Origin of the sequence: Pelagicoccus mobilis (genome assembly GCF_016595505.1) — a bacterium.
Classification (GTDB): Bacteria; Verrucomicrobiota; Verrucomicrobiia; order Opitutales; family Opitutaceae; genus Pelagicoccus; species Pelagicoccus mobilis.
This window is the reverse complement of sequence record NZ_JAENIL010000065.1, coordinates 1-21,781: the sequence shown is the minus strand read 5'-3', so window position 1 is coordinate 21,781 and position 21,781 is coordinate 1. Positions and strand designations below refer to the sequence as shown.

Here is a 21,781-nt window from a genome sequence, read left to right as displayed (position 1 = left end):
TCGACATGAAACTGCGCAGAGTTGGGACGGGTGCGGGGGAGAGGGAGATTTTGCATGACATCTGGGAGGGAGGGGTTATGGCTTGCCGGTTTTAGGATGGATAAGGCGCAGAAGAAAAGGGCATCGCTACATACGCTGGGCTGTCGGTTGAATCAGTCTGAGACCTTGCTGATTCAGCAGGGCTTGCAGGAGCGTGGCTATGAGATCGTGCCTTTTGGAGAGCAAGCTGACCTTGGGATCATCAACACGTGCACTGTAACGAATCTGGCAGACTCAAAATGTCGCCAGACGATTCGCCAGTTCGTTCGCAAGAACCCCGAAGCCTACACTGCTGTGATTGGTTGCTACTCCCAGATGGGGTCGAAGGAAATCGCGGAAATCGGAGGCGTGGACCTGATTATTGGAAATCAGGAGAAGATGAGCGTCATCGACTACATCGGGCAGGAGAAGAACGAGAAGCCGATCATCGTTCGGGAGAAGATTTCGCAGGACGATTTCACCATCCATAATTTCGGAGATATCCCATTCAACCAGCGTGCAAACCTCAAGATCCAAGATGGCTGCAGTTTCGTGTGCAGCTTTTGCATCATCCCGTTTGCTCGAGGAGCGGCTCGTGCTCGCGATATGGAAAACCTCTTGCAAGAGGCCCGCCAGAAAGCAGAGCAGGGAATTCGCGAGATTGTAATTACGGGAGTAAACATCGGTACTTACGAAACGAAAGATGGTGACCTGCTGAAAGTCCTAGAGGGCCTCAATGCAATCCCCGGGATTGATCGAATCCGTATCAGCAGCATCGAACCGACTACTATCCCGACCGAGCTATTCGCTTTGATGAATGATCCGCAGCACGCGTTGCTGCCGTTTTTTCACATTCCGCTGCAGAGCGGTTGCGATAAGGTTCTGAAGGAAATGCGTCGTAAGTATACTATTTCTGAATACTTGGATTTTCTTCATCTCGCTCATGAGAGCGTGCCGCACGCATACATCGGTTCTGACATCATGGTCGGCTTTTCAGGTGAAACAGAAGAGGAGTTTCAGGAGACCTGCCGCGTTTTCTTGGAGAATCCGTTCAACTTCTGCCATGTGTTTAGCTACTCTGAACGGAAAGGAACGGTCGCGGCTCGACGTGAGGATCAGGTGCCGATTCCCGAACGGGCTAGGAGGAGCGCCTACCTGCGTCGATTGTCTTCAAAAAAGCGATACGACTTTTACGAAGAGCACCTTGGCCAGGAGATGCGTGTGCTTTTCGAAAACCCGAAGCCGGATAGTTGGCCGTCCTACACGGACAACTACATTCGGGTTGTGGTGCCCAAGGAGGGATTGGAAGAGGGACTCGATCTCGCCAATCGCTGCGGCCGCGTGAAGCTAAAAAAACTCGCCGCCGACTACGTCGAGGGCGAGTTGCTGGAAATTCTGGATTAAGGCCCGGGCTCTGCGGCGTGTCGCGAGCGACAGCCCTACTGATCGGGTTGTTGCGGCGGCCTCGGCGATGCCGCCCTACCTGTTGTTTGGTAGGATTTCTACTTCGTAGCCGTCTGGATCGGTGATGAAAGCCATGCGGAAGTCTTCCTTCTCCTTCCAGTTGCCGGGCCAGACTTCGACGCCGTCGTCTTCGAGTTTTTGGCAGAATGCGTTGATGTCGTCGACTCCGATACAGGTGTGCATGAGGTCTTCTGGGAACTTTACTTCGAAATCAGGCGAGTAGGTGAGTTCGAGCATATGCTCATTGCCTGGTAGTTCGAGGTGGACGATCTGGTTGCCTTGCGGGCTTGTGTTTGGGCCTTTGTGGATCTGGAAGCCGCAGTGCTTGCAGTAGAAATCGATGGAGGCTTGCAGGTCGCTGACGCGAATTCGGGTATGGAGGAATTTGATCATTGCTTTGCTTTAATAGGGTAGGCTTGGACGAGGCCAAGCACGGATGCTCTCTGCAACGGAATTGTTGGCTAGCCGACTGCTCGTATTTGCGGCTTATCCAGCGATTTCTGCGAGTTCGGGAAAGAGATAATGAACTGGCTCTCGAGTTTGCTTGGCCGGGGAGTGGAAGAGATTCGATTCGTGGGCGATGGAATTCTTCTCAGACAGGCTTGTGGAAATAAGCCTATAAGCTTCTACAGATGTGGCCTTCTCCAGGTAGTAGGCTTCCGTGAGGAAGTCGCGTGGGGTGGCGGCAGTGAGGATGACACGGTCCATGGGACTGCGGCCGATGGGAGAAGGGAATTCGGTTTGCGAGCGGTGATTGATCCGTTGAATCAGTATGTAGGCTACCGCTTCAATTTCTTGGAGCTTTTCTCGAATACGTTTTTCCAGTTCCCAATCAGCGTGGTCGAAGGAGTGGGCGAGAAGCTGATCGTGGATGCAGTAGGAAATGACGACCAATCGATCCTCGGACTTCGGGATGAAGTCATGTGAACGACATTCGCAGAAGTGGCGTCCAGTTTGGATGAGTTGGCCCAAGATCATCGCCGAGCATTCTACTGAAATAGTTCGGCGAAAAAAGGTATTTCAGCCTCTCGCGACGTAAAATCTTAGCCTCTCACAAGGCCAATAGGGAGAATCTGGCTGCACCCCTTGGGGAAAATCCAGCCAGATGTGTGAAAATCGATTCCCTAAGGGGAGCTATGCCGCTTCCGCTGCCGCATCTTTCATCGTCGACGCGAGTAGGGTGTAGGTTGCGACCCAAGCTTCTTCCGTTGCCTCGTCGAAATCGTCTCCGAGGCCTTTTTTCAAAGTCCATATCAATGCGCTGCCTACAGTTTCGTAGTGTTCTTCCTTTACTCCGTAGCCTGCATGTCGACGCCCCATGTCCTGGACAGCACCGACGATTGCCTCAAGGTTGCTCAGTCCGCGCACTGCGGTCGTGATCATGGTCATCAGCTTTTTGCCCTGCTCCTTGATGTCGCTCTTGAAGAGAGGTTTTAAGGATGGATCGAGCTCGAAGAGTTTTGAGTAAAAGAGAGATGCGGCTGTATCGGCGATCGGAATACATTTTTCCCAGGAGGATTGGACAAGTTGGATTTGTGTTTCTGTCATGTGGTGGGAGTTAAGCAACCGATGTGCCAAACAAGAACGCCGCCCTCGGTGAAGGCGGCGTTGCTGAAAATGAAGCTGTTAGGCCTCGACTAGAGGCGGGCTGGGAGACCGGCTGCGTCGAGGTGTTCTTTGGCTTGCTGAATGGTATAGGTGCCGAAGTGGAAGATGGAAGCGGCAAGAACTGCGGAGGCTTTGCCTTCCTTTAGGACGTCCACCATGTGATCGAGATTGCCGGCTCCGCCGGAAGCGATGACTGGGACTTCGACTGATTCGGAAATGCGTTTTGTGAGTTCGCAATCGTAACCGGCGAGAGTGCCGTCTGCGTCCATGCTGGTGAGGAGGATTTCGCCAGCTCCGAGGGAGACCGCTTTCTTGGCCCACTCGATGGCATCGAGAGGAGTGGGGTTGCGTCCGCCGTGGGTGTAGACGCGCCAGGAGTCGCCGTCGCGCTTCGCGTCGATTGCGAGTACGATGCACTGGTTGCCGAACTTTTTGGCGGAGTCGAAAATGAGATCCGGATTATTGATGGCTGCGGTGTTGAGCGAAACCTTGTCGGCTCCGGAGTGCAGCATCTTGCGGATGTCTTCCACGGTGCGGAGGCCGCCGCCGACGGTGAGTGGCATGAAGCACTCGGAAGCGGTGCGTTCGACGACGTCACGCATGATTTGGCGTTCGTCGGAGGAGGCGGTGATGTCGAGGAAGACGAGCTCGTCGGCGCCTTGCTGGTCGTAGGCCTTCGCGGATTCGACGGGATCGCCCGCGTCGCGGAGCTCTTTGAACTTAACGCCTTTGACGACGCGGCCGGCGTGGACGTCGAGGCAAGGGATGATGCGTTTGGCTAACACGGTGGAAAGTGGTGACTGGTGAAGGATGCAGAGTGAAAGGATCTCGGCTGGGGACAAGTTCGAATCTTAATCATCCTCTTGCTCTCCCTCTTATTCGTTCTGGATTCTTTGATTAGGAGGAAGAGGACGATTAGGATTAAGATATGAAAAAGGGCGGCTCCGTTTTTGGAGGCCGCCCTTTGGAAAGATTTTGCCGTTCTTACTCGGCTTCGCCGACTGCGATGATGTCGGGATCGAAGGTCGCTGCGAAACGGTAGGTTTGACCAGGGCGCATGATGAGTGGATGGTCGCGCTCAAGGATTTGCAAGTAGTGCAGGTTGCCGTAGTTGCTGCGGTAACCGCGATCGTTGGTGACCACTTCGGTTTCCTTCCAAGTCCCTTGGAAGTCATCCTTTTGGATCGAGCAACGGAGACCTTCTGCACCGAGCATCGGTGAGGACTCAACGCGATAGCGCGAGTGTGGCGAACCGATGGCGAGTACGTAGCGGAAGCGATCGAGGGTGACCTGATTCTTCACAGTATAGATGAACTCGCAGGAGATTTGATTACCGGCAAACGTCCAGTTGACCTTCACGGTACCGAGACCGGGAACGATCTTCTCTTCGGTGTTGATCCACTCTGGCTGCTCGTAACGGAAGTAGAAGGAGCGTTTGAAGCCGAGGCCGGTGGTGCACTTCTTTCCGTAGAAGGAAGGAACGAACACGTCGTCACCGATGGTGAGCTCTGGGATCATGACCGGCAGGTGCTGGCTGTTTGGCCAATCGAATACGCCTGGTGAGTGAGGGAAAGTGAGGCAATTGGATCCGCCATTTCCGTTGTTGGACATGAGCGGCATCTGCATCTGGAGACCTGAGTCTACGTTGCGGTAGAGGAGGAGGCCTTGTTCCTTCTTGTTCGACTTATCGAAGATGACGAAGCGGCAACCAGACTTGAATGGCTCTGGCGCAGAGGCTGGTGGAGCGTCGATCTGCTTGGAGAGACGTGCCCACTGGCTGAGGTAACGCGCACCGTCGAAGTTGGCCATACGAGTGGTATGGTTGGTGCAAGCGGTACGCTCTTCGTCGCGAACGACGAGGTAGCCATGCTCTTGGTCGAGGTAAGTGACGTAGAAGAAGTAGAAAAGACGACGGAGCAGGTCGAAGTACTTTGGACGCTTGTCGTCGGGGACCCAACCATCACGGAACCCTTGGAGGAGGAGCGAGATGAGGTGCATCTGTCCGTAGGCACCCGCGTTGTCGGAGCAAGTCCAACCGAGGCCGTCTTCGCGAACCATGTCTGGGAGAAGCTTGATGTACTTCTCGGCAAAGGTGCGGAGGGATGGAAGCTTACGCTCGCGGAGGCCTGGGTTGCTGTGAAGCTGAAGGGCCTGGCGAATGAAAACGAAGGACATTACGCCGTAGAGAGAGAATGAACCGCCGATGCCATCTTCGCCAACGTCGTCGAAGTAGCCGTTGGAGCTCGTTTCTTCGATTCGGGAGAGGAAGCGTTCGATGAGGCGACCCGTTTCGTCCTTCTTGGAAAGTCCGAGAGAGAAACGGCAAACGGCCTTCGCTACGTTGAAGGACTGCCAGTGGTTGTTGTAGTCGCTGCGGTTGAGCAGGAGACGGTCGAGGTTTTCGCGCGTCTCGTCGACGAGGCGTTCCCAAACTGGGTTACGCTCTTTAGATGGACCGAAAGAGAGGAGGGCGAGCGCTGCGTATGCGAGTCCGTTTTCTTGCGGGGGATCGCGGAATGCTTGCGCTGTGATACAACGAGCTGCGAGGTCGATGAGATCCTTGCCGTCGAGCTCGGTTTCTCCTGTCGCACGGTAGAACTCGCCGATTGCGAGCGCGGCGTGACCGGACTCGTCGAGACGAGGTTCCTCACCCTCTACGGGTGTGATGGTTCCATCAGGATTGATGGAATCCAAATTGTGGCTGAGCATGGAGCGAGCCATGTCGAGGCACTGTTCGGAGAAGCTATCCATTAGATATATGAGAACTTGTGTGGCGCTCGCTGTTGAGTCCTGCGAGCAGAGGAACGTTCTTTTTCTCGCGACTGGTAGGGGCAGATCAAGCGTTAAGCGCGTTTGACGCCGCTTATTATCGAAAGATCTGCCTTTTCCGGTCGCTTAACGGCTGATGAGGTCGAGCAGGTCCTGATTTGAGTCGGTTTTTGAAAGTCGGGTGAGCATCGTTTCGGTCGCTTCTTCAGGCTTTTGCTGAACGAGGGCGCGACGAAAGAAGTGGATGCCATCGAGTTTGTCTTCTGGAATTAGAAGTTCTTCTCGGCGGGTACCGGAAGTGGCGATGTTCATCGCTGGGTAGAGGCGCATGTCTGCGATCTTGCGATCGAGGACCATCTCCATGTTGCCAGTGCCCTTGAACTCCTGGAAGATGAGTTCGTCCATGCGGCTGCCAGTTTCGATGAGGGCGGATGCGATAATGGTGAGCGATCCGGACTCTTCAGTGTTACGGGCGGCGGCGAAAATCTGGCGTGGTTTCTCTAGTGCTCGAATATCGAGACCGCCTGACATGGTGCGTCCGGACTTCTTAGCGGAGTTGTGAGCACGGGCGAGACGGGTGATCGAGTCCATGAGGATGACGACGTCTTTGCCGGTTTCGACGAGGTTCTTGGCACGCTCGATACAAAGATCGGCTACGCGAATGTGGCTCTGCAGATCCTCGTCGTTTGAGGATGCCCAGACTTCGGCGTCGATGTTGCGGCGGAAATCGGTGACTTCTTCAGGTCGCTCGTCTACGAGAAGAACCATCAAGTGGATCTCTTCGTGATTGGCGTTGATGCCTTGAGCGATGTGAGTGAGCAGAGTGGTCTTGCCGGTACGAGGCGGCGCTACGATGAGTCCGCGGGTGCCTTTGCCGATCGGGCAAAAGAGGTCCATCGCACGGGTAGTCATACGCTTCTTGTCGGTCTCAAGGCGGATGTGCTCTTCTGGTGTGATCGTAGTCAACTGTGTGAAGGGCATGAACTTACGACGTTCTTCTACGCTGACGCCGTCTACCTTTTCGATGAAGCGAACCTTAGGGTTCTGGAAGCGAGGATCGGCTGTAGCTTGGGCAACGATGTGGCTGCCGGAACGGAGCTTGAAGCGGCGGATGAGCTCCTTGGGGACAAATGGGTCGGTGGGGCGTTGGCGGCCGTTTTTGCTGAGGTCGAGCAGTTGGCCGGTCTTCTTCTTGGTGACTTCGAGGACGCCCTCGACGGTGATCGTTTGTTCTTTTTTCTCGTTATCTTTGTCCATTCGAACGGGAAGTTAATCGACGATGTTATAGAAATATTAGTGTGCCTGAAAAACGAATACGGTGGCGTATAAGGGGGTTACAGCCGGGCTTTCCGAATCGTTATAAATTTAGAGGAGAATGATTTATGCGCTTTCCAAAGCTTGACCGGTGAAGATCGCTGCGAACATTATCCAGATTGCCTTTTAAATCCCTAACCCCCAACTGAGAGGACTAAGTAAGTGTCAGACAAGACAAGTTCATCCGCGACGGATGGCGAAAGAGTTTCGCCTTCACCCGAATTTCGTAAGCAGGCTACCGTTAAGAGTATGGCCGAATACAAGCGGCTATACGCGGAGTCCGTGACTAATCCGGAAAAGTTTTGGAACGCTCAAGCGAAGGAACTGCTCCAGTGGCGAAAGCCTTGGAAGAAAACGCTTGAGTGGAAAGAACCCCAAGCCAAATGGTTCGTCGGTGGCAAGCTAAATGTTTGCGAGAATTGCGTCGATCGCCACCTGGGCACCCCGCGGGAGAACAAAGCGGCCCTAATTTTCGAGGGGGAACCGGGGGATCAGCAGACTCTGACGTACAAGCAGTTGCACGTGGAAGTGTGCAAGTTTGCGAATGTGCTAGAGAGTTTGGGCGTCAAAAAGGGCGACCGGATTGCGATTTACATGCCGATGACCTGTGAAGCGGTTGTGGCAATGCTCGCTAGTGCTCGTATCGGGGCGGTTCACACTGTGATTTTTGGCGGTTTCAGCTCCGAGTCGATCAAGGATCGCGTAAACGACTGCCAAGCGAAGATCGTGGTCACGGCAGATGGAGGCTGGCGTCGAGGTTCGGTTGTTCCTCTCAAGCAGAACGTCAACAAGGCGGTCACTGGCTGCCCGACCGTTACCAATGTCGTAGTGGTCAAGCGTATCGGTAATCGTGTATCCATGAAACCTGGACGCGATGTCTGGTATCACACGCTCATGCATGACGCGAGTCACAAGCATACTGCTAAGGCGTTTGATGCTGAGTCTCCGCTTTTCATCCTCTATACGAGTGGTAGTACCGGAAAGCCAAAGGGGGTTCTGCACACAAGTGGTGGCTACCTCATGCACACGACAATCACCTCAAAGTACGTTTTCGACCTTAAGGAAAGTGATACCTATTGGTGTACGGCGGATATTGGTTGGATCACTGGTCATAGTTACGTGACGTATGGAATTCTTTCGAATGGTGCGACTAACGTGATTTACGAGGGCGCTCCAAACTTCCCGGATGTGGATCGATTCTGGGATATTGTGGAGCGTCATCGCGTCACGATTTTCTACACTGCTCCGACTGCGATTCGCGCGTTTATGAAATGGGGCGACAAACACATCAAGAAACATGACCTCAGCTCGCTTCGCCTACTTGGTTCGGTGGGCGAGCCGATCAATCCGGAAGCTTGGAAGTGGTACCATAAAACGATTGGTGGTGGCCGTTGTCCGATTGTGGATACTTGGTGGCAGACTGAAACGGGTGGTATTATGATTACCACTTTGCCAGGGGCCGCGTATTCGAAACCTGGATCGGCTGGTCTTCCATTCTTTGGTGTGGTTCCGAAGGTATTTGACGACGACGGCAATGAAGTTCGGAAGGGGAAGAACGGGAAACTGGTTCTCACCTCACCGTGGCCTGGAATGTTGCGTGGTTTGTATGGCGACAAAAAGCGCTACAAGGAGACTTACTGGAGCGAGTACAAGGGCGTCTACTTCTGTGGAGATGGCTGTAAGCAGGACAAGGATGGTTATTTCTGGATCGTTGGGCGTATCGACGATGTATTGAATGTTTCAGGACACCGTATCGGTACAGCTGAAGTGGAAAGTGCTTTGGTTGGGCATAGCGGAGTTGCGGAAGCGGCAGTTGTGGGGCGTCCAGATGAATTGAAGGGCAGTGCAGTCGTATGTTTTGTCACGCTTAAGGAAGGCGTGAGGCAGAGTGATGCGGTTCGCACTGAGCTCCGTAATCACGTGGGTGAAGTGATTGGCGCGGTAGCCAAGCCGGATGAGATTCGTTTCGCTCAAGCTTTGCCGAAGACGCGTAGCGGAAAGATCATGCGTCGTTTGCTCAAGGATATCGCTGCGGGCAAGGAAATCCACCAGGACACGACAACGCTTGAAGACATAAAGGTCGTCAAGCAGCTGCAGGAGCAGGGCTAGTTGCAACAAGGTATTTAAGGCGAAAGCCGGTTCCTGTTGGGAGCCGGCTTTTTTTTGTTGTTTGGGAGGGCGGCTCGCCGGGCCGTCGAGCCCTACCTTTTACCAGATTCCGGTTTCGCCGGCTTTGAGGTTTTTCGTAAATGCAACCAGGAGTTGGATACAGTGTTCAGCGTCTTGGAGATCGATCACCTCGCTGGGTGTGTGCATGTAGCGGAGTGGCAGGCTGATGAGTCCGGTGGCAACGCCAGGTCCTGCTACTTGAATCGCCCGCGCGTCGGTGCCGGTTGGGCGTGGGTCGCCTTCGAGTTGGTAGGGGATGTTATTCTCTTCCGCGGCGTCGACGAGTTTCTGAAAGACGATCGGATTGATGTTTGGTCCGCGAGTGATAATGGGTCCGCCGCCGAGCTTGAATTGGCCAAACTTACGCTTATCGCAATCGGGATGGTCGGTGGCATGTCCGACGTCGACGGCTACTGCGAAAGTCGGTTTTGCGTTGAAGGCAGATATCATCGCTCCTCGGACGCCGACTTCTTCTTGAGCGTTCGCGACAGAAATAACCTTAGCCTCGAGGCTCTCCTTTTCTTCTGCGAGACGTCGTAGAGCTTCGCCAACAATGTAGGAGCCGCCCTTGTTGTCGAAGGCGCGTGCTGTGGCGACCGTGCCATGGAGGAAGTCAAATTCGTGGTCGTAAGTGGCGACGTCGCCAACTTGAACCCGCGACTCTGCGTCCGCTTTATCTGTTGCTGCGATATCGATCCACATTTCGTGAATTTGCGGTACCTTTTCGCGGTCTTTGGCATCCATTAGATGGACGGCCCGTTTGCCGGTGACGCCTTTCACGATGCCATTCTTAGTTTGGATGAGAACGCGGCGGCCGGAGATGACGATACGATCGTGTCCACCGAGGGTTTTGAAATAGAGAAAGCCCTTGTCGTCGATGTAGTTGATTTGCAGGCCGAGCTCGTCGAGGTGGCCGGCGAAGAGGACTGAGGTTTCCTTGTCCGGGTTGAGGATGCCGATGCGATTTCCAATGGTGTCGCGTTGGTATTCATCGGAGGCCGGTTCGACGTACTTGTCGTAGGCTGCTTGAGCCTGCTGCTCAGCTCCTGAAGGGCTCTTGGCCTCTAGGAGTTCTAGTAGGAATTCGGGTGCTTTTTGATCTGATGACATAAACTGTTTTCTCTATTTCTGGGTGGGCAATGTTTTGTCATTGCTGGGAAGCTCAAGGGAGTATGGCAACGACGGAGCGTTGCCCTCCTACTCATCGATTAGCGAATGAATAGGTCTTTCCGTTTTCGAGTTCAGTTGGATTGGCTATCAGGTTGGCAATCTTTTCTGCGATCGTATCGGGTGAGGGGATACGACCTTCTTTTTTGAGATTTATAAATCGTTCTACGTCAGGGAACACATCTGGAGAGAGGCTTCTTATGTGTTCCTGCATGGCGGTTTCCATAACGCCTGGGTCGACATTTATGAAGGTAGTGGGGTGGGGCGTGATCGATTGCTCGAGCGCTATTGAGCGAACGAGCTGTTCTTGGCCGGCTTTTGAGGCGCAGTAGAGAGACCAGCTTGCTTTGGCTCGTTCTGGGAGGGCGGCTCCTGATGAGATTTGGATAAATGTCTTGGGAACCGGAATGTCTTGGACGCGCTTAAGGAACGCTGAGGCGGCTATAGCGGATCCAGTTAAGTTGGCTGCTATTGTTTGTTCCGTGTCGTAGACGTCTAGGTTCTGGGCGAAGTTAAGCTGTCCAAGTCTGCCAGCATTGGCGATGAAGGTTATCGATTCGGATTCGTCGAACTGAGTCTCAGCAAGCGCGTCGTCGAATATGCTGGCGGCCAGTTGCGGTTTCGTGAAGTCGCAGGTATGGAATGTTCCGGAGAAATCACCCTGAGTTCGGCCGAAGCCAATTAGTTGAGTGTCTTCGCTCGCTAAGAGTTTGGAGAGGGATTGTCCAAGGCCTCTGGATACGCCGGTGATTAGAATGGTACGCATGATGAGTTGGGGCTGTGGCCGCTGAGGACAGCGGCCGCTACCAGTAACCTAGAGCTCGTCTACGATATCTTCAAGTGGGTAGCTGATTATCTCAGCGAGGGTCGGGTGGTACCAATGCGTTTTGAGAAGGTCGGCTGCGGTAAGGTTGTTCGATACGGCTACGGATAGAGCATGGATGAGTTCGCCAGCGTCTTTCGAGACGATCTCGGCTCCGAGAATTCGGCCGCTTGGTTTTTCGCCGAATAGGCGGACGAAACCGTATTTCGCCTCCATCAAAATGGACTTCCCATGGTCATCGAATGGGTAGTCCGCTGTGATGTACTCGATGCCGCGTTCGTCGAGAGCCTTTTGTGTGAGTCCGACGCGGGCGACTTGTGGGTCGGTGAAAACGACGTCCAGCATGTGGTCGTAGTTCAAGGGGCCGAACACGCTGCTGGGTTCTTTTAGTGCGTGTCGGGCGGCGTATTCACCTTGCAGCACAGCGGTGTGTACGATTTCGAATGGCCCCGCGCAATCACCCGCTGCGTAGACATCTGGGTTGGTGGTTAGCTGGTGTTCGTCGGTTTTGATCTGCCCGTTGGGGAGCAATTCGATTCCCGCTGCTTCTAGCCCAAGGTTCTGTGTATTTGGCGTACGTCCGAGGGCGTTAACCACATATTTTGCAGTCGCCGCTTTTTCGAATCCACCTTGGTCGAAAACGACCTTGAAGCCGTCGTCGGTCTTCTCGATTCGCTTAAGCGAGGTTCCTGTGAAGAGGTCCATACCTTCGTCGCGGAAGGCTTTTTCTACTGTTTCGGAAACGTCTGGAGCTTGATCCTTGAGGATGTGTGGACTGCGTTGGATTTGAGTGACCTTCGAGCCGACGCGATTGAGGAACTGGGCGAGCTCGCAGGCGACTACGCCACCGCCGAGAACGATTGCCGACTCTGGTAGGAAATCGAGGTCAAGGACAGTGTCGCTTGTCCATATCTCTTCATGATCGAGACCAGGTATCGGGGGAACGGATACCTTTGATCCTGTGCCGATTATGAATTTCTTTCCGCGGAGTTGGGTGCCGTCGGAGAGTTCGATCGTGTTGCTGTCGATGAACTTCGCGAAGGAGCGGTAGAGGTCGTATTTGCGACTGCGCATCGCTTCGACGCGGTAGTCGGAAAACTCTTTGATGGTTTCGACTTTTCGTTGGTGGAGGGCGGGCATGTCCACCGTGGCGTTCGGAATGTTGAGGCCGAACTTTTTGGCGTTTTGGGCCAAGTGTAGAACTTCTGCCGAATAGATGAGTGTCTTAGATGGCATGCATCCGCGGAGGATGCAGAGTCCGCCGAGCTCTTCGGCTCCGTCGACAACGGCGACGCTGTCAGTGATGCCGCGTGCGACTCGTGCTGCGTTGAAACCGCCGGAGCCTCCTCCGATTGCGATGAAATCATATTCTTTCATTTGAGCAGGTAAATTTGGATTTAGGTGTTTAGGCCTTAGGGGAGAAATGAATGGAGTCTGCTATTTGTTGGGCGAGATCCTCTCCCTTCAAGCTACGAACGAGTGAAAGGGAAAATTCGACTGCGGTGCCGAGTCCTTGCGAAGTGGTGATGTGCCCGTCGGCTACGACCGCTGCATCGGAGGGATTGGGCAGGTCCTTGCGAACTGATATATGCGAAGTGGCTTGTCGGGTGGATAGCAGGCCATGTTGGGCGAGCACTTTGGGGGCGGCGCAGATCGCTGCGATTTGTTTGCCTTCCGAATCTTGTTGTAACAGCAGGTCGCGTAGGGAGTCGTGGTCCAAGAGTTCCAGGACGCCGGGACCTCCTGGGAGCAGGACCAGGTCGAAACTGTTCGTGTCTAGGAGTGATAGGGAAGTCTCTGCGGCGAATGTTATTTGATTCCTGCCTGTCACGGTTGCTTGTCCGTCTAGGGTAGCCACTGTGACTTCGATCTCTGCTCTTCTCAGAATGTCGACGGGGGTAAGAGCCTCGATTTCTTCGATTCCGTCGAAAACGATGACGAGGGCGTGAGGCGTGTTCTCAGACATGGATCTTTTTGTGTGGATGCGATTCATGCAGGCAATCTTTTAGCAAGGACTTGCGGTGAATGATTTGCCATGAGAAACGAGTCTGATGGCTGATATGAGAGGAAAGCGATTGTTGATCTTGGGATGCGGCTATTTGGGACGTTTTTTAGTCGCAGATGCTGTTGCGAGAGGAATGAAGGTGTTGGCTGTATCTCGGAATCTGGATACTTTACGAGATGTGGAGGCTTTGGGGGCTACTGGGTTCTGCGGGATGGTTGACGAGAGCGCTTGGCATGATGCGGCGGGGCAGGATGTCGATTTTGTGGTGAACTGCGTGAGTTCTGCCGGCGGGGGGCTTGAGGGGTATCGTCAGTCTTATTTGAAGGGAAACGAATCTCTTTGCGATTGGGCGGAGCGAGTCGGATTCGAAGGGGCTGCTACATATACTAGTAGCGTGAGCGCGTGTGGGGATGCGGCTGGGAAATGGGTGGACGAGAAGAGCTGTCCTCTCCCAGGGAACGAGCGGGGGAAGATCGTTGCGGAATCGGAGCGACTATTTCTAGAGCGCATGACGGCGAGCTCGAAGATTGTATTGAGGTTGGCTGGTTTGTACGGCCCGGGGCGGCATTTGATGCTGGATCGATTGAAAACGGGACCAGCCGAGTTGCCCGGCTGGGCTGATTATTATCTGAATCTGGTACGGATAGAGGACGTGGCTTCGTCGATTTGGGCCTGTTTCGAATCTGAGGAATTGAGCTCGGAGCTTTTTAATGTGGTCGATGACCAACCTGCGTTGAAGGGCGAGATGGTTTCGTGGCTAGCGGAGAAATTGGGCGTGGGGGTGCCGGATTTTGTTGGGGCTTCGAGCGCTAGTGGAGTTGGGTCGCGGAGATTGGGGGAGAAGGGGCCTCCTGCGAATCGGAGGATTCGAAATCGGGCGTTGAGGGAGTCTACTGGTTGGAGCCCGAGGTTTTCGACATTCCGAGAGGGGTTTGCCGATTTGATGGACTAGGGATAGGAGTTGACGATGCAGGTTGCTAGCGGCAGCGTTTGCGGCGATTTTTATTCAACAAACCCCAATTTCAAAAAGAGGATTTAGATATGGCCGGAGTCGGTAAACTGATGAAGCAGGCTGCGAAGATGCAGAAGGCGATTGAAGCAACCCAAGCTGAGCTCGAGAAGAAAGAGCTCGAGGTTTCCAGTGGTGGAGGAGCGGTTACGATCAAGATCAATGGGCAAGGTGAATTTCTGGATCTGAAGATCGACCCGGAACTTCTTCAAGAGGAGGCAAGTCTGGTCGAAGAGACTTTGCTTGGCGCAGTAAAGGAAGCTGCCGCCAAGGCGAAGGCCTTCAATGAGGAAGAGATGGGTAAGGCGACGCAGGGCTTCAGTATGCCTGGCTTCATGTAATCCTTTTTGCTGTTCCTAGATGACTCCCGCATTTGAGGCGTTGCAGAAAGAGCTCAAGCGTTTGCCGGGAGTGGGCTTTCGCTCGGCTGAGCGGATGGCGATTCATCTGCTTCTGGAGAAGCCGGAAGCGGCCAAGCAATTGAGCGATACGCTTCTGAGCGCTCGAGAGCGTGTTCGGAGTTGTGCCTCTTGCGGAAATGTGTGCGAGGAGGAGCGTTGCTCGATTTGTGAGGATGTGCAGCGAGGTGAGAGTTTCTCGTTGTGTGTGGTGGAGCACGTTAGCGATTTGATGGCCATCGAGAAGTCGGGTGCATATCGTGGTCGATATCATGTTTTGCACGGCAAACTTTCGCCGATAAACGGAGTCGGTCCCGAGAATCTCAATCTGTCTGGCTTCGAGTCGCGTGTGAAGGAGGAGGGGGTAAAGGAGCTGATTCTTGCGTTGCCCAACGATGTCGAAGGTGAGGCGACTTGCCATTATCTGACAGAACTCGTTGAAGGCGGGGATGTTGAGGTGTCTCGAATTGGTTTTGGGCTGCCGAGTGGAGCATCGGTTTTATACGCAGATTCCGGTACTCTCAAAAGTGCGCTTGACGCTCGCCAACGCTACTAAGTCTCGATTTTCTTCTGCTTATGTTACCAGACGTATCGCAGGAAGTCGTTTTTGATAAGGCGACGATTGATGAACTGCTTTTGCGCGAGAAGAATGGGCGACCTTTGTTGATGCGCTTGTTCGAGATTTATTTGGAGGAGACTCCGAGGTTGCTTGAAGAGTTGGAGTCAGCGGTCGCAGCAAAGAATCCTGATGATATCTACGATATCGTACATCAGATGAAGGGATCCGCTGCGGCGCTCGGGGCTCGAAAGCTGTTTCGCGTGACGGAGGCTGTTTTGCCACTTTGCAAGAGCGGCGAGGTCCTGGAGATCGAAAACGTCATCGAGCGAATTGAGGATGAGTCGGACCTCTTTATCGCGAAGGTTTCCGAGGTATTAAATAAGCTTTAGCGTGAGTTCCCCCACGAAAAAAGCGACCCGGTCTGGGTCGCTTTTCGAATTCAATGGAGGTGCGTTCGTCTTAGTCTTGGCTGACGAGCTTGAGCTTCACTGCTAGACGAGTCATATCCGTAGCTCCTCTGAGGTTGAGCTTACGCATGATGTTGGAGCGGTGAGCGTCGATGGTGCGAACGCTTAGATTGAAAGAGCGGGCGATTTCCTTGGAGCTGTAGCCTTCGCCGACCATTTGCAGCACATCGGTCTCGCGAGGGGTGAGCATCTTGAGGCTGTCGTTGTAGTCCTTGTTGGTGATCGGCTGGCGAAGCAGCTTGTAGGCTTCTGGTGAATAGTAGACGGCTCCCTTGAGGATTTGGCCGATGGCGTCCTTGAGGCTTTCGATGGAGCTGTTTTTTGTCACGAGGCCGTTTACGCCGCGTTCAACGGTGTTTTTGACGATCTCGGGAGTAAAGTGTGCGGAAACGAGAATGACCTTACACTCTGGAGTGCGATCCTTGATGCGGTTGAAGACCGTAAGTCCACCGAGCTTCTTGATTTTCAGGTCGAGGATTACGAGGTCAGGTTGCAAATCGAGGCAGGCTTGAAGGCCCTCTTCCCCATCTTCATATTGGCCAACGACTTCTAGCCCGAAATCAGTCCGGACGATTGATTCTGTGAGTTCTCTGAAAAGGATTTGGTCTTCGATGAGTACGACTTTCATTCGATCTGAGGTCTTAAATACCGGGGGCTCCTGCTGGTGGTGTTTTCCTAGGTGACAGTTCTGTTATGTTACGTACAAATACTGTTCTGCTTAAGTTGATTAATGATGATTAAAGAAACGTAGGCAATATGATTGTTGCAGCAGATTGCTCATTTATCGATTTCTTCTGGGCGGAAATAAAGTAGTTAGGGTTAATACCCCATGCATAATGCCCGCTGGTTCGCAAGAGAAAGCGTAAAATCGCTAGTCGAGCTCACTTAGGCAGTGTTGCAGGTCTTCAGTGAAACTATGTCGACTTTGGCTGGAGGTAAAGGGAGAGTCTGATTTTGTGTTGAATGGCGCAGATAAATAGCTAACCCCGATGCCTTGATTCGCTCGTAATCATTCTTCGAAGACACTCATGGCACTTAGCAGAATAGTAATAACCGGCGTTGGCCTTACTTCTCCCAATGGCAACACTTTGGAAGAGTACCGCCGCAACCTTCTTGACGGGAAGGCGGCAATCAGCCGCATTGACATGCGTTACATGGGGCAGGTGCTAGCGGGCGTGTGCGATTTTGAGGCAACTAAGTATCAGAAACGCAAGGAGTTGCGTGTGGGTACGCGAGCGGGGAGCATCTCGATCTACTGTGCTCGGGAAGCGATCGCCGACGCGGGCTTGGAAGTTGAGCAACTCGACCAGAAGCGGACTGGGGTCTACGTGGGCACCACTGAGCACGGTAACGTAGAGACGGAGAACGAGGTCTACAATATTTCCAAATTCGATTACGACACGAAGTTTTGGTCGCACCACCACAATCCGCGCACGGTTTCCAACAATCCGGCCGGTGAAGTTTCTCTTAACCTAAAGATACACGGTCCCGCTTATACGATCGGTGCGGCGTGTGCTGCTGGAAATCTTGGATTGATCCAGGGAATGCAAATGCTGCAGTTGGGCGAGGTGGATTTCGCAATCGCTGGCGGCGTTTCTGAAAGCACGAGTACCTTCGGGATTTTTGCTGGTTTCAAGAGCCAGGGGGCTCTCGCGGATCATGAGGATCCGAATAAGGCTTCTCGTCCGTTCGATTTGAACCGCAACGGAATCGTGGTCTCTGAAGGCGGAGCGTTGTACACGCTTGAACGTCTGGAAGATGCGCAAGCGCGCGGAGCGAAGATCTACGGCGAAATTGCTGGTTACAAAATCAACTCCGATGCGACTGATTACGTTTTGCCGAATCCGGAACGTCAGGCGGAGTGCATGAGAGGCGCTCTCGCAAAGGCGGGCATGCAGCCCAACGACATTCACATCGTCAACACTCATGCAACGGCTACTCCTATGGGAGATATTCAAGAGTGTGAAGCAGTTCGCGAGGTGTTCTCAGATTGTCCAGACACGCACGTGAACAACACGAAGGGCTATATCGGACACGCGATGGGAGCGGCCGGGGCTTTGGAGTTGGCAGGCAATTTGCCGTCCTTTGAAGATGGACTAATTCACCCGACGATTAACGTTGATGACCTCGATCCGAAGTGTGATTTGCCGGGGCTTGTGATCAACGAAGCCAAGCAAGCGAAACGGGTTGACGCCATTCTTAATAACTCCTTTGGTATGCTCGGTATTAACTCGGCGCTGATCATAAAGCGCTTTTCGAACTAGCAAAAACAACTTACATGACCAAAGACGAATGCAAGCAAGTGGTGCTCGACATCATCGCGGAAATCGCTCCTGACGAGGATCTTAGCGATGTTAAAGGCGATGTCGCCCTACGTGAGCAACTGGACCTCGATTCGATGGACTTCCTCGATATCGTAATGGAACTCCGCAAACAGCACAGCATCGAAGTGCCAGAAGCTGACTACGTCCAACTCGCTTCTCTCGACAGTTGCGCGGAGTATCTCACTCCGAAGTTCAACGCGCTCGTCTAGCACCCACCAAGCAGCCTAATTAAGCTTTTTGAATTGGCCCACCGTTGAATGGTTGGGCCATTCTTGTATCCACGAGTTGAGTACGAATGTCTGAACACTACGATGTTGCGATTATTGGCGCTGGCATGTCCGGTTTAACTGCTGGAATTCGAGCTGCCCACTTCGGCAAGAAGACGATCATTCTAGAGCAGCACAACGCTCCGGGGGGCTTGAATAGCTTCTACGCAAAGGACGGGCGAAAGTATGACGTCGGTCTACATGCGATGACTAACTTCGTCTCGCCGAAGGAGCGGCGAGCTGTGTTCAACAAGATCCTGCGTCAGTTGCGTATCAATCGGGCGGATCTGGATCTGATTGAGCAAAAGTCGTCACGTATCGCTTTTCCGGGTACGAATCTACGCTTCAGTAATGACGAAGCTTTGCTCGAGAGCGAAGTGGAGGCCGCCTTTCCTGGGCAGATCGATGGATTCAAGCGATTGAGCGAAACCATTCGTGACTATCCCGATTCTGATCTGGAATTGCCGTATCGTTCGACGCGAGAGTGGATAAAGCAGTTCATTTCCGATCCGTTTCTGGAGGAGATGATCTTTTGTCCGCTGATGTATTATGGATCCGCGGTGGAAGATGACATGGATGTTGGCCAGTTCGTGATCATGTTTCGGTCGATTTTTCACGAAGGTTTCTCTCGACCAGTGGAGGGAATTCGCTTGCTGATTCGGGTTGTGCTTCAGCGTTATCGCGAATTGGGAGGTATCCGAAAAATGAAGACAGGCGTTAAGCGGCTTGTCGCGGAAGGGGGACGGATTTCAAGGATCATTCTGGAGAATGGTGATGAGATTACTGCGGATTCGGTTCTCTCCTGTGCTGGGTATCCGGAGACCTATGGTCTGGTGGGAGATGGTGTAGCTCCCGACGAGTCTGAGTTTGCCGGACAGCTTGCGTTTTCGGAGACGATAGCGGTTTACGAAGATTTGCCGGAGACCTGGGGGTGGGGCGATGACACTATTGTTTTCTTCAATAATGCGGACCGGTTTGAGTATCGGAATCCGAGCGATCCTGTTGATTTGCGTAGCGGGGTTATTTGCCTGCCGAGTAATTTCGAGTTTGGCGACCGGCCGTTAAAGGAAGGTCTCGTTCGGGTGACTTGTCTCGCGAACCACGATACTTGGTGCGGATACTCCGAGGAGGATTACAGGGCAGCGAAAGACGAATGGTTTGATAGGATCCAGAAGTCGATTTTGCCCATGATGCCGGAGGTAACCCGTGATTACTCTGGCGGATTGGTTGCGACGGACATGTTTACGCCACGAACGGTCAAGAAGTTTACCCGTCGTGCCCGCGGGGCGATTTATGGTTCTCCCAAGAAAATCAAGGATGGGCGGACCGAGTGGGATAATCTCTTCCTTTGCGGAACCGACCAGGGGTATCTCGGAATCGTCGGAAGTATGCTTAGCGGTGTGGTTGTTGCCAATCAGTACGTGTTAAAGGGGTAGTCTGGTAGCGCGGAGCTTTAGCCCGCGTTTGAGGAGATTTGATTTTGCATTGTGGCCGCGGGCTGAAGCACCGCGCTACGATAGGCTAGTAGTAGAACGAAACGTAGATCACTATCCCAGCTAGGGCTGCAAATGCTGCTGCTCCGATTAGCATGCAGCCTTTCTTCGCGTCGGCAGCGGCATTTCTAGTATCTGGACCGAGTTGGTCGTAGACGTCGCTGGCAACTTGCTCCTGGGAGCTGGCTTCTAGGTCGAGGCTTGTGCTGACCGGTTTATCTTCGGCGATCGCTTCGCTGAGTCGGTTGGCGTGGGGGCTGGTGCTCGGTGTGGACTCTATTGTTTCACGGTCGATCTCGACGTTGATCCACTCGAGATGTTCGAGGATGAGCGCTTTTTGCTTCTTCAGTTCTCTTAGCCGTTCGCTGTCCATTGGGGTGTTTGGCTATGCATCGGCAATTTCGGTCTGGGGTTGAGGGCACGAAAAAGCCCTTTCCTCAGTAGGAAAGGGCTTTGAAAATCTATTTCCGCGGAGTCTTAAACGACTGCTACCTTGCGGTGAGCCTTGTCGAACTCGACCTTGCCGTCTGCGAGAGCGAAGAGAGTGTGGTCTCTGCCCATGCCGACGTTCTTACCTGCGTGGTAGCGAGTGCCGCGCTGACGGATGATGATGTTGCCCGCGATGACTTCTTCGCCGCCGAACTTCTTAACACCGAGGTTCTTTGGGTTTGAATCGCGTCCGTTCTTGGAAGTTCCTTGTCCTTTTTTATGTGCCATGACTGGAAGGTGCTAAGTGCTAGCTAAAAGGTTGGGGGTTAGGACTCGATAGAGTCGATCTTGATGACTGAAAGCTCTTGGCGGTGACCGCGACGACGCTCGTAACCCTTGCGCTTCTTCTTCTTGAAGACGATGACCTTGCGGCCGCGCTTGTTTTCGAGGATAGTAGCGGAAACTTTTGCGCCTTCGACGAAGGGTGCTCCGAGCTTGAAGGCTTCGCCTTCACCCACGGTGAGTACTTCGTTGATTTCGAGCTTGGAGCCGGCTTCGGTCTCAGGATAGCGGTTCACGATAAGAACGTCGCCTTCTGAAACGGTGTACTGTTTGCCCTGTGTTTGGATTGTTGCCTTCATCGGAAATTTTGGAAACCGCGTAATAAGGTCGCTTTGCGGCCTTTGATCAATCTTTTTATCCGGAAATTTTTCTGGAAATGGATGTAGAGAGAGTTCGCGGTTATTTCAATGAGCCTGCCACAGTGCAACACTATGCGAAGGCGGTGGCTAACGTGGGGTTGTGGGAATCGGAGAAGCTGTTGTTTAGCAAGTACTTCTCCGAAGAAGAAAAATTGCTCGATCTCGGCTGTGGAGCGGGAAGGGTGACGATCGGTCTCTGGGAAGAAGGGTTTCAGGATGTGCTGGGGACTGATCTTGCGGACTCGATGGTGGAGGAATCTCAGGAGATCGCAGACTGCTTGGGATGCCCGTTTTCTTTCCGGAGAGAGGACGCGACAGCTCTGAGCTTCGCGGATGAGAGCTTCGAAGGAGCCATTTTCGCCTTCAACGGGCTGATGCAGATTCCAGGACGTGCGAAGCGCCGCCAGGCCTTGCAACAAATATATAGAGTGCTGAAGCCGGGGGGATCTCTGATTTTCTCGACGCTCGATCGGGAAGACCGGCTCTATTCGAAGGTGTTCGAGGTGAAGGATGATCCTGAGCACGATTTAAAGCAGAACATCAACCTGCTCGATTACGGCGATCGGCACTTCGACACGGAGCATGGTACGACCTTCATGCATGTGCCCACTCGTGCTGAGGTGTTGGAAGATCTGAGTTCGGCAAGTCTGGAGCTGGTCCAGGATGCGATGCGAAGCGAGCTGGCTCGCGAGTCTTCTGCGGTTCTCGATTTCTCGGAAAATTGCCGCCTCTGGGTCGTCCGAAAGCACTCCGCCACTTCGTCTAGGTAGTCGATGCGCGTTGCGCAGTTTCATGTCG

The 21,781-nt window shown here is 53.3% G+C and carries 24 protein-coding genes; 10 read left to right on the top strand and 14 right to left on the bottom strand.

Annotated features, from left to right (window positions below; genetic code table 11):
* Nucleotides 1-96: 96 nt before the first annotated feature.
* Nucleotides 97-1,422 carry a tRNA (N(6)-L-threonylcarbamoyladenosine(37)-C(2))-methylthiotransferase MtaB gene (gene mtaB, locus JIN87_RS24105; protein WP_200358434.1) on the top strand — a complete coding sequence of 442 codons (1,326 nt, stop codon included), beginning with the start codon at nucleotides 97-99 and terminating at the stop codon, nucleotides 1,420-1,422.
* Nucleotides 1,423-1,497: 75 nt separating this feature from the next.
* Here the strand turns inward: mtaB and JIN87_RS24100 are convergent, their stop codons facing one another.
* The 6 genes from JIN87_RS24100 to rho form a co-directional block, all read right to left on the bottom strand.
* Nucleotides 1,498-1,875, bottom strand: coding sequence for a VOC family protein (locus JIN87_RS24100; protein WP_200358432.1), 378 nt, complete (start codon nucleotides 1,873-1,875; stop codon nucleotides 1,498-1,500).
* A gap of 93 nt (nucleotides 1,876-1,968) precedes the next feature.
* On the bottom strand, nucleotides 1,969-2,460 hold the full coding sequence (locus JIN87_RS24095; RefSeq protein WP_200358430.1) for a hypothetical protein: 492 nt from the start codon (nucleotides 2,458-2,460) through the stop codon (nucleotides 1,969-1,971).
* A 156-nt stretch (nucleotides 2,461-2,616) separates the two neighbouring features.
* Nucleotides 2,617-3,030 (bottom strand): globin family protein, encoded by a 414-nt coding sequence (locus JIN87_RS24090; protein ID WP_200358428.1) that lies wholly within the window; start codon nucleotides 3,028-3,030, stop codon nucleotides 2,617-2,619.
* Between the two features lie 89 nt (nucleotides 3,031-3,119).
* Nucleotides 3,120-3,875 (bottom strand): imidazole glycerol phosphate synthase subunit HisF, encoded by a 756-nt coding sequence (gene hisF, locus JIN87_RS24085; protein WP_200358426.1) that lies wholly within the window; start codon nucleotides 3,873-3,875, stop codon nucleotides 3,120-3,122.
* 199 nt (nucleotides 3,876-4,074) lie between these two features.
* The gene (locus JIN87_RS24080; RefSeq protein ID WP_200358424.1) at nucleotides 4,075-5,841 is read right to left on the bottom strand and encodes a hypothetical protein; all 1,767 of its coding nucleotides are present in this window, start codon (nucleotides 5,839-5,841) and stop codon (nucleotides 4,075-4,077) included.
* Between the two features lie 144 nt (nucleotides 5,842-5,985).
* On the bottom strand, nucleotides 5,986-7,116 hold the full coding sequence (gene rho, locus JIN87_RS24075; RefSeq protein ID WP_200358422.1) for a transcription termination factor Rho: 1,131 nt from the start codon (nucleotides 7,114-7,116) through the stop codon (nucleotides 5,986-5,988).
* A 219-nt stretch (nucleotides 7,117-7,335) separates the two neighbouring features.
* Between rho and acs the strand changes: the two genes are divergently transcribed.
* A complete protein-coding gene (acs, locus tag JIN87_RS24070; RefSeq protein WP_200358420.1) occupies nucleotides 7,336-9,282 on the top strand; it encodes an acetate--CoA ligase in 1,947 nt (648 codons plus the stop codon).
* Between the two features lie 99 nt (nucleotides 9,283-9,381).
* On the opposite strand, the gene JIN87_RS24065 is transcribed toward acs, so the two are convergent.
* The 4 genes from JIN87_RS24065 to JIN87_RS24050 form a co-directional block, all read right to left on the bottom strand.
* Nucleotides 9,382-10,452, bottom strand: a complete 1,071-nt coding sequence (locus JIN87_RS24065; protein WP_200358418.1) for a M42 family metallopeptidase — start codon at nucleotides 10,450-10,452, stop codon at nucleotides 9,382-9,384.
* A 91-nt stretch (nucleotides 10,453-10,543) separates the two neighbouring features.
* Nucleotides 10,544-11,275 carry an SDR family NAD(P)-dependent oxidoreductase gene (locus JIN87_RS24060; RefSeq protein WP_200358416.1) on the bottom strand — a complete coding sequence of 244 codons (732 nt, stop codon included), beginning with the start codon at nucleotides 11,273-11,275 and terminating at the stop codon, nucleotides 10,544-10,546.
* 48 nt (nucleotides 11,276-11,323) lie between these two features.
* Nucleotides 11,324-12,709 carry a dihydrolipoyl dehydrogenase family protein gene (locus JIN87_RS24055; RefSeq protein WP_200358414.1) on the bottom strand — a complete coding sequence of 462 codons (1,386 nt, stop codon included), beginning with the start codon at nucleotides 12,707-12,709 and terminating at the stop codon, nucleotides 11,324-11,326.
* Between the two features lie 28 nt (nucleotides 12,710-12,737).
* Entirely contained in the window at nucleotides 12,738-13,325 is a 588-nt protein-coding gene (locus tag JIN87_RS24050) for a DJ-1 family glyoxalase III (RefSeq protein ID WP_200358412.1), read from the bottom strand.
* A gap of 58 nt (nucleotides 13,326-13,383) precedes the next feature.
* Here JIN87_RS24050 and JIN87_RS24045 point away from each other — a divergent pair, with 58 nt between their 5' ends.
* The 4 genes from JIN87_RS24045 to JIN87_RS24030 all read left to right on the top strand — a co-directional run bounded on the left by JIN87_RS24045 (nucleotide 13,384) and on the right by JIN87_RS24030 (nucleotide 15,692).
* On the top strand, nucleotides 13,384-14,289 hold the full coding sequence (locus JIN87_RS24045) for an NAD-dependent epimerase/dehydratase family protein (RefSeq protein WP_200358410.1): 906 nt from the start codon (nucleotides 13,384-13,386) through the stop codon (nucleotides 14,287-14,289).
* Nucleotides 14,290-14,378: 89 nt separating this feature from the next.
* Nucleotides 14,379-14,687, top strand: coding sequence for a YbaB/EbfC family nucleoid-associated protein (locus JIN87_RS24040; RefSeq protein WP_200358408.1), 309 nt, complete (start codon nucleotides 14,379-14,381; stop codon nucleotides 14,685-14,687).
* 19 nt (nucleotides 14,688-14,706) lie between these two features.
* Nucleotides 14,707-15,300 (top strand): recombination mediator RecR, encoded by a 594-nt coding sequence (gene recR, locus JIN87_RS24035; RefSeq protein WP_200358406.1) that lies wholly within the window; start codon nucleotides 14,707-14,709, stop codon nucleotides 15,298-15,300.
* Between the two features lie 20 nt (nucleotides 15,301-15,320).
* Complete coding sequence (locus tag JIN87_RS24030; RefSeq protein WP_200358404.1) at nucleotides 15,321-15,692, top strand: Hpt domain-containing protein; 372 nt, start codon at nucleotides 15,321-15,323, stop codon at nucleotides 15,690-15,692.
* Between the two features lie 70 nt (nucleotides 15,693-15,762).
* Here JIN87_RS24030 and JIN87_RS24025 read toward each other — a convergent pair whose 3' ends face one another.
* Nucleotides 15,763-16,398 carry a response regulator gene (locus tag JIN87_RS24025; RefSeq protein ID WP_200358402.1) on the bottom strand — a complete coding sequence of 212 codons (636 nt, stop codon included), beginning with the start codon at nucleotides 16,396-16,398 and terminating at the stop codon, nucleotides 15,763-15,765.
* 400 nt (nucleotides 16,399-16,798) lie between these two features.
* On the opposite strand from JIN87_RS24025, the gene JIN87_RS24020 reads away from it, so the two are divergent.
* The 3 genes from JIN87_RS24020 (at nucleotide 16,799) to JIN87_RS24010 (ending at nucleotide 19,796) form a co-directional block, all read left to right on the top strand.
* Nucleotides 16,799-18,034 carry a beta-ketoacyl-[acyl-carrier-protein] synthase family protein gene (locus JIN87_RS24020; RefSeq protein ID WP_200358400.1) on the top strand — a complete coding sequence of 412 codons (1,236 nt, stop codon included), beginning with the start codon at nucleotides 16,799-16,801 and terminating at the stop codon, nucleotides 18,032-18,034.
* 14 nt (nucleotides 18,035-18,048) lie between these two features.
* Entirely contained in the window at nucleotides 18,049-18,303 is a 255-nt protein-coding gene (locus tag JIN87_RS24015) for an acyl carrier protein (protein WP_200358398.1), read from the top strand.
* A gap of 86 nt (nucleotides 18,304-18,389) precedes the next feature.
* Nucleotides 18,390-19,796, top strand: coding sequence for a phytoene desaturase family protein (locus JIN87_RS24010; RefSeq protein WP_200358396.1), 1,407 nt, complete (start codon nucleotides 18,390-18,392; stop codon nucleotides 19,794-19,796).
* An 85-nt stretch (nucleotides 19,797-19,881) separates the two neighbouring features.
* Here the strand turns inward: JIN87_RS24010 and JIN87_RS24005 are convergent, their stop codons facing one another.
* From JIN87_RS24005 to rplU, 3 genes are all read right to left on the bottom strand, one after another.
* Nucleotides 19,882-20,226: a hypothetical protein gene (locus tag JIN87_RS24005; RefSeq protein WP_200358394.1), complete on the bottom strand. Its 345-nt coding sequence runs from the start codon at nucleotides 20,224-20,226 to the stop codon at nucleotides 19,882-19,884.
* A 104-nt stretch (nucleotides 20,227-20,330) separates the two neighbouring features.
* The gene (rpmA, locus tag JIN87_RS24000) at nucleotides 20,331-20,570 is read right to left on the bottom strand and encodes a 50S ribosomal protein L27 (RefSeq protein WP_200358392.1); all 240 of its coding nucleotides are present in this window, start codon (nucleotides 20,568-20,570) and stop codon (nucleotides 20,331-20,333) included.
* 38 nt (nucleotides 20,571-20,608) lie between these two features.
* Nucleotides 20,609-20,923 (bottom strand): 50S ribosomal protein L21, encoded by a 315-nt coding sequence (rplU, locus tag JIN87_RS23995; RefSeq protein ID WP_200358390.1) that lies wholly within the window; start codon nucleotides 20,921-20,923, stop codon nucleotides 20,609-20,611.
* A gap of 77 nt (nucleotides 20,924-21,000) precedes the next feature.
* On the opposite strand from rplU, the gene JIN87_RS23990 reads away from it, so the two are divergent.
* On the top strand, nucleotides 21,001-21,753 hold the full coding sequence (locus tag JIN87_RS23990; protein ID WP_200358388.1) for a class I SAM-dependent methyltransferase: 753 nt from the start codon (nucleotides 21,001-21,003) through the stop codon (nucleotides 21,751-21,753).
* Nucleotides 21,754-21,781 lie beyond the last annotated feature (28 nt).

What these genes read in the sequence shown, in the direction of transcription:
- mtaB (WP_200358434.1), top strand. Translation starts at nt 97, where the DNA reads ATGGATAAGGCGCAGAAGAAAAGGGCATCGCTACATACGCTGGGCTGT.
- JIN87_RS24100 (WP_200358432.1), bottom strand. Translation starts at nt 1,875, where the DNA reads ATGATCAAATTCCTCCATACCCGAATTCGCGTCAGCGACCTGCAAGCC.
- JIN87_RS24095 (WP_200358430.1), bottom strand. Translation starts at nt 2,460, where the DNA reads ATGATCTTGGGCCAACTCATCCAAACTGGACGCCACTTCTGCGAATGT.
- JIN87_RS24090 (WP_200358428.1), bottom strand. Translation starts at nt 3,030, where the DNA reads ATGACAGAAACACAAATCCAACTTGTCCAATCCTCCTGGGAAAAATGT.
- JIN87_RS24080 (WP_200358424.1), bottom strand. Translation starts at nt 5,841, where the DNA reads ATGGATAGCTTCTCCGAACAGTGCCTCGACATGGCTCGCTCCATGCTC.
- rho (WP_200358422.1), bottom strand. Translation starts at nt 7,116, where the DNA reads ATGGACAAAGATAACGAGAAAAAAGAACAAACGATCACCGTCGAGGGC.
- JIN87_RS24065 (WP_200358418.1), bottom strand. Translation starts at nt 10,452, where the DNA reads ATGTCATCAGATCAAAAAGCACCCGAATTCCTACTAGAACTCCTAGAG.
- JIN87_RS24060 (WP_200358416.1), bottom strand. Translation starts at nt 11,275, where the DNA reads ATGCGTACCATTCTAATCACCGGCGTATCCAGAGGCCTTGGACAATCC.
- JIN87_RS24055 (WP_200358414.1), bottom strand. Translation starts at nt 12,709, where the DNA reads ATGAAAGAATATGATTTCATCGCAATCGGAGGAGGCTCCGGCGGTTTC.
- JIN87_RS24050 (WP_200358412.1), bottom strand. Translation starts at nt 13,325, where the DNA reads ATGAATCGCATCCACACAAAAAGATCCATGTCTGAGAACACGCCTCAC.
- JIN87_RS24045 (WP_200358410.1), top strand. Translation starts at nt 13,384, where the DNA reads ATGGCTGATATGAGAGGAAAGCGATTGTTGATCTTGGGATGCGGCTAT.
- JIN87_RS24040 (WP_200358408.1), top strand. Translation starts at nt 14,379, where the DNA reads ATGGCCGGAGTCGGTAAACTGATGAAGCAGGCTGCGAAGATGCAGAAG.
- recR (WP_200358406.1), top strand. Translation starts at nt 14,707, where the DNA reads ATGACTCCCGCATTTGAGGCGTTGCAGAAAGAGCTCAAGCGTTTGCCG.
- JIN87_RS24030 (WP_200358404.1), top strand. Translation starts at nt 15,321, where the DNA reads ATGTTACCAGACGTATCGCAGGAAGTCGTTTTTGATAAGGCGACGATT.
- JIN87_RS24025 (WP_200358402.1), bottom strand. Translation starts at nt 16,398, where the DNA reads ATGAAAGTCGTACTCATCGAAGACCAAATCCTTTTCAGAGAACTCACA.
- JIN87_RS24020 (WP_200358400.1), top strand. Translation starts at nt 16,799, where the DNA reads ATGGCACTTAGCAGAATAGTAATAACCGGCGTTGGCCTTACTTCTCCC.
- JIN87_RS24015 (WP_200358398.1), top strand. Translation starts at nt 18,049, where the DNA reads ATGACCAAAGACGAATGCAAGCAAGTGGTGCTCGACATCATCGCGGAA.
- JIN87_RS24010 (WP_200358396.1), top strand. Translation starts at nt 18,390, where the DNA reads ATGTCTGAACACTACGATGTTGCGATTATTGGCGCTGGCATGTCCGGT.
- JIN87_RS24005 (WP_200358394.1), bottom strand. Translation starts at nt 20,226, where the DNA reads ATGGACAGCGAACGGCTAAGAGAACTGAAGAAGCAAAAAGCGCTCATC.
- rpmA (WP_200358392.1), bottom strand. Translation starts at nt 20,570, where the DNA reads ATGGCACATAAAAAAGGACAAGGAACTTCCAAGAACGGACGCGATTCA.
- rplU (WP_200358390.1), bottom strand. Translation starts at nt 20,923, where the DNA reads ATGAAGGCAACAATCCAAACACAGGGCAAACAGTACACCGTTTCAGAA.
- JIN87_RS23990 (WP_200358388.1), top strand. Translation starts at nt 21,001, where the DNA reads ATGGATGTAGAGAGAGTTCGCGGTTATTTCAATGAGCCTGCCACAGTG.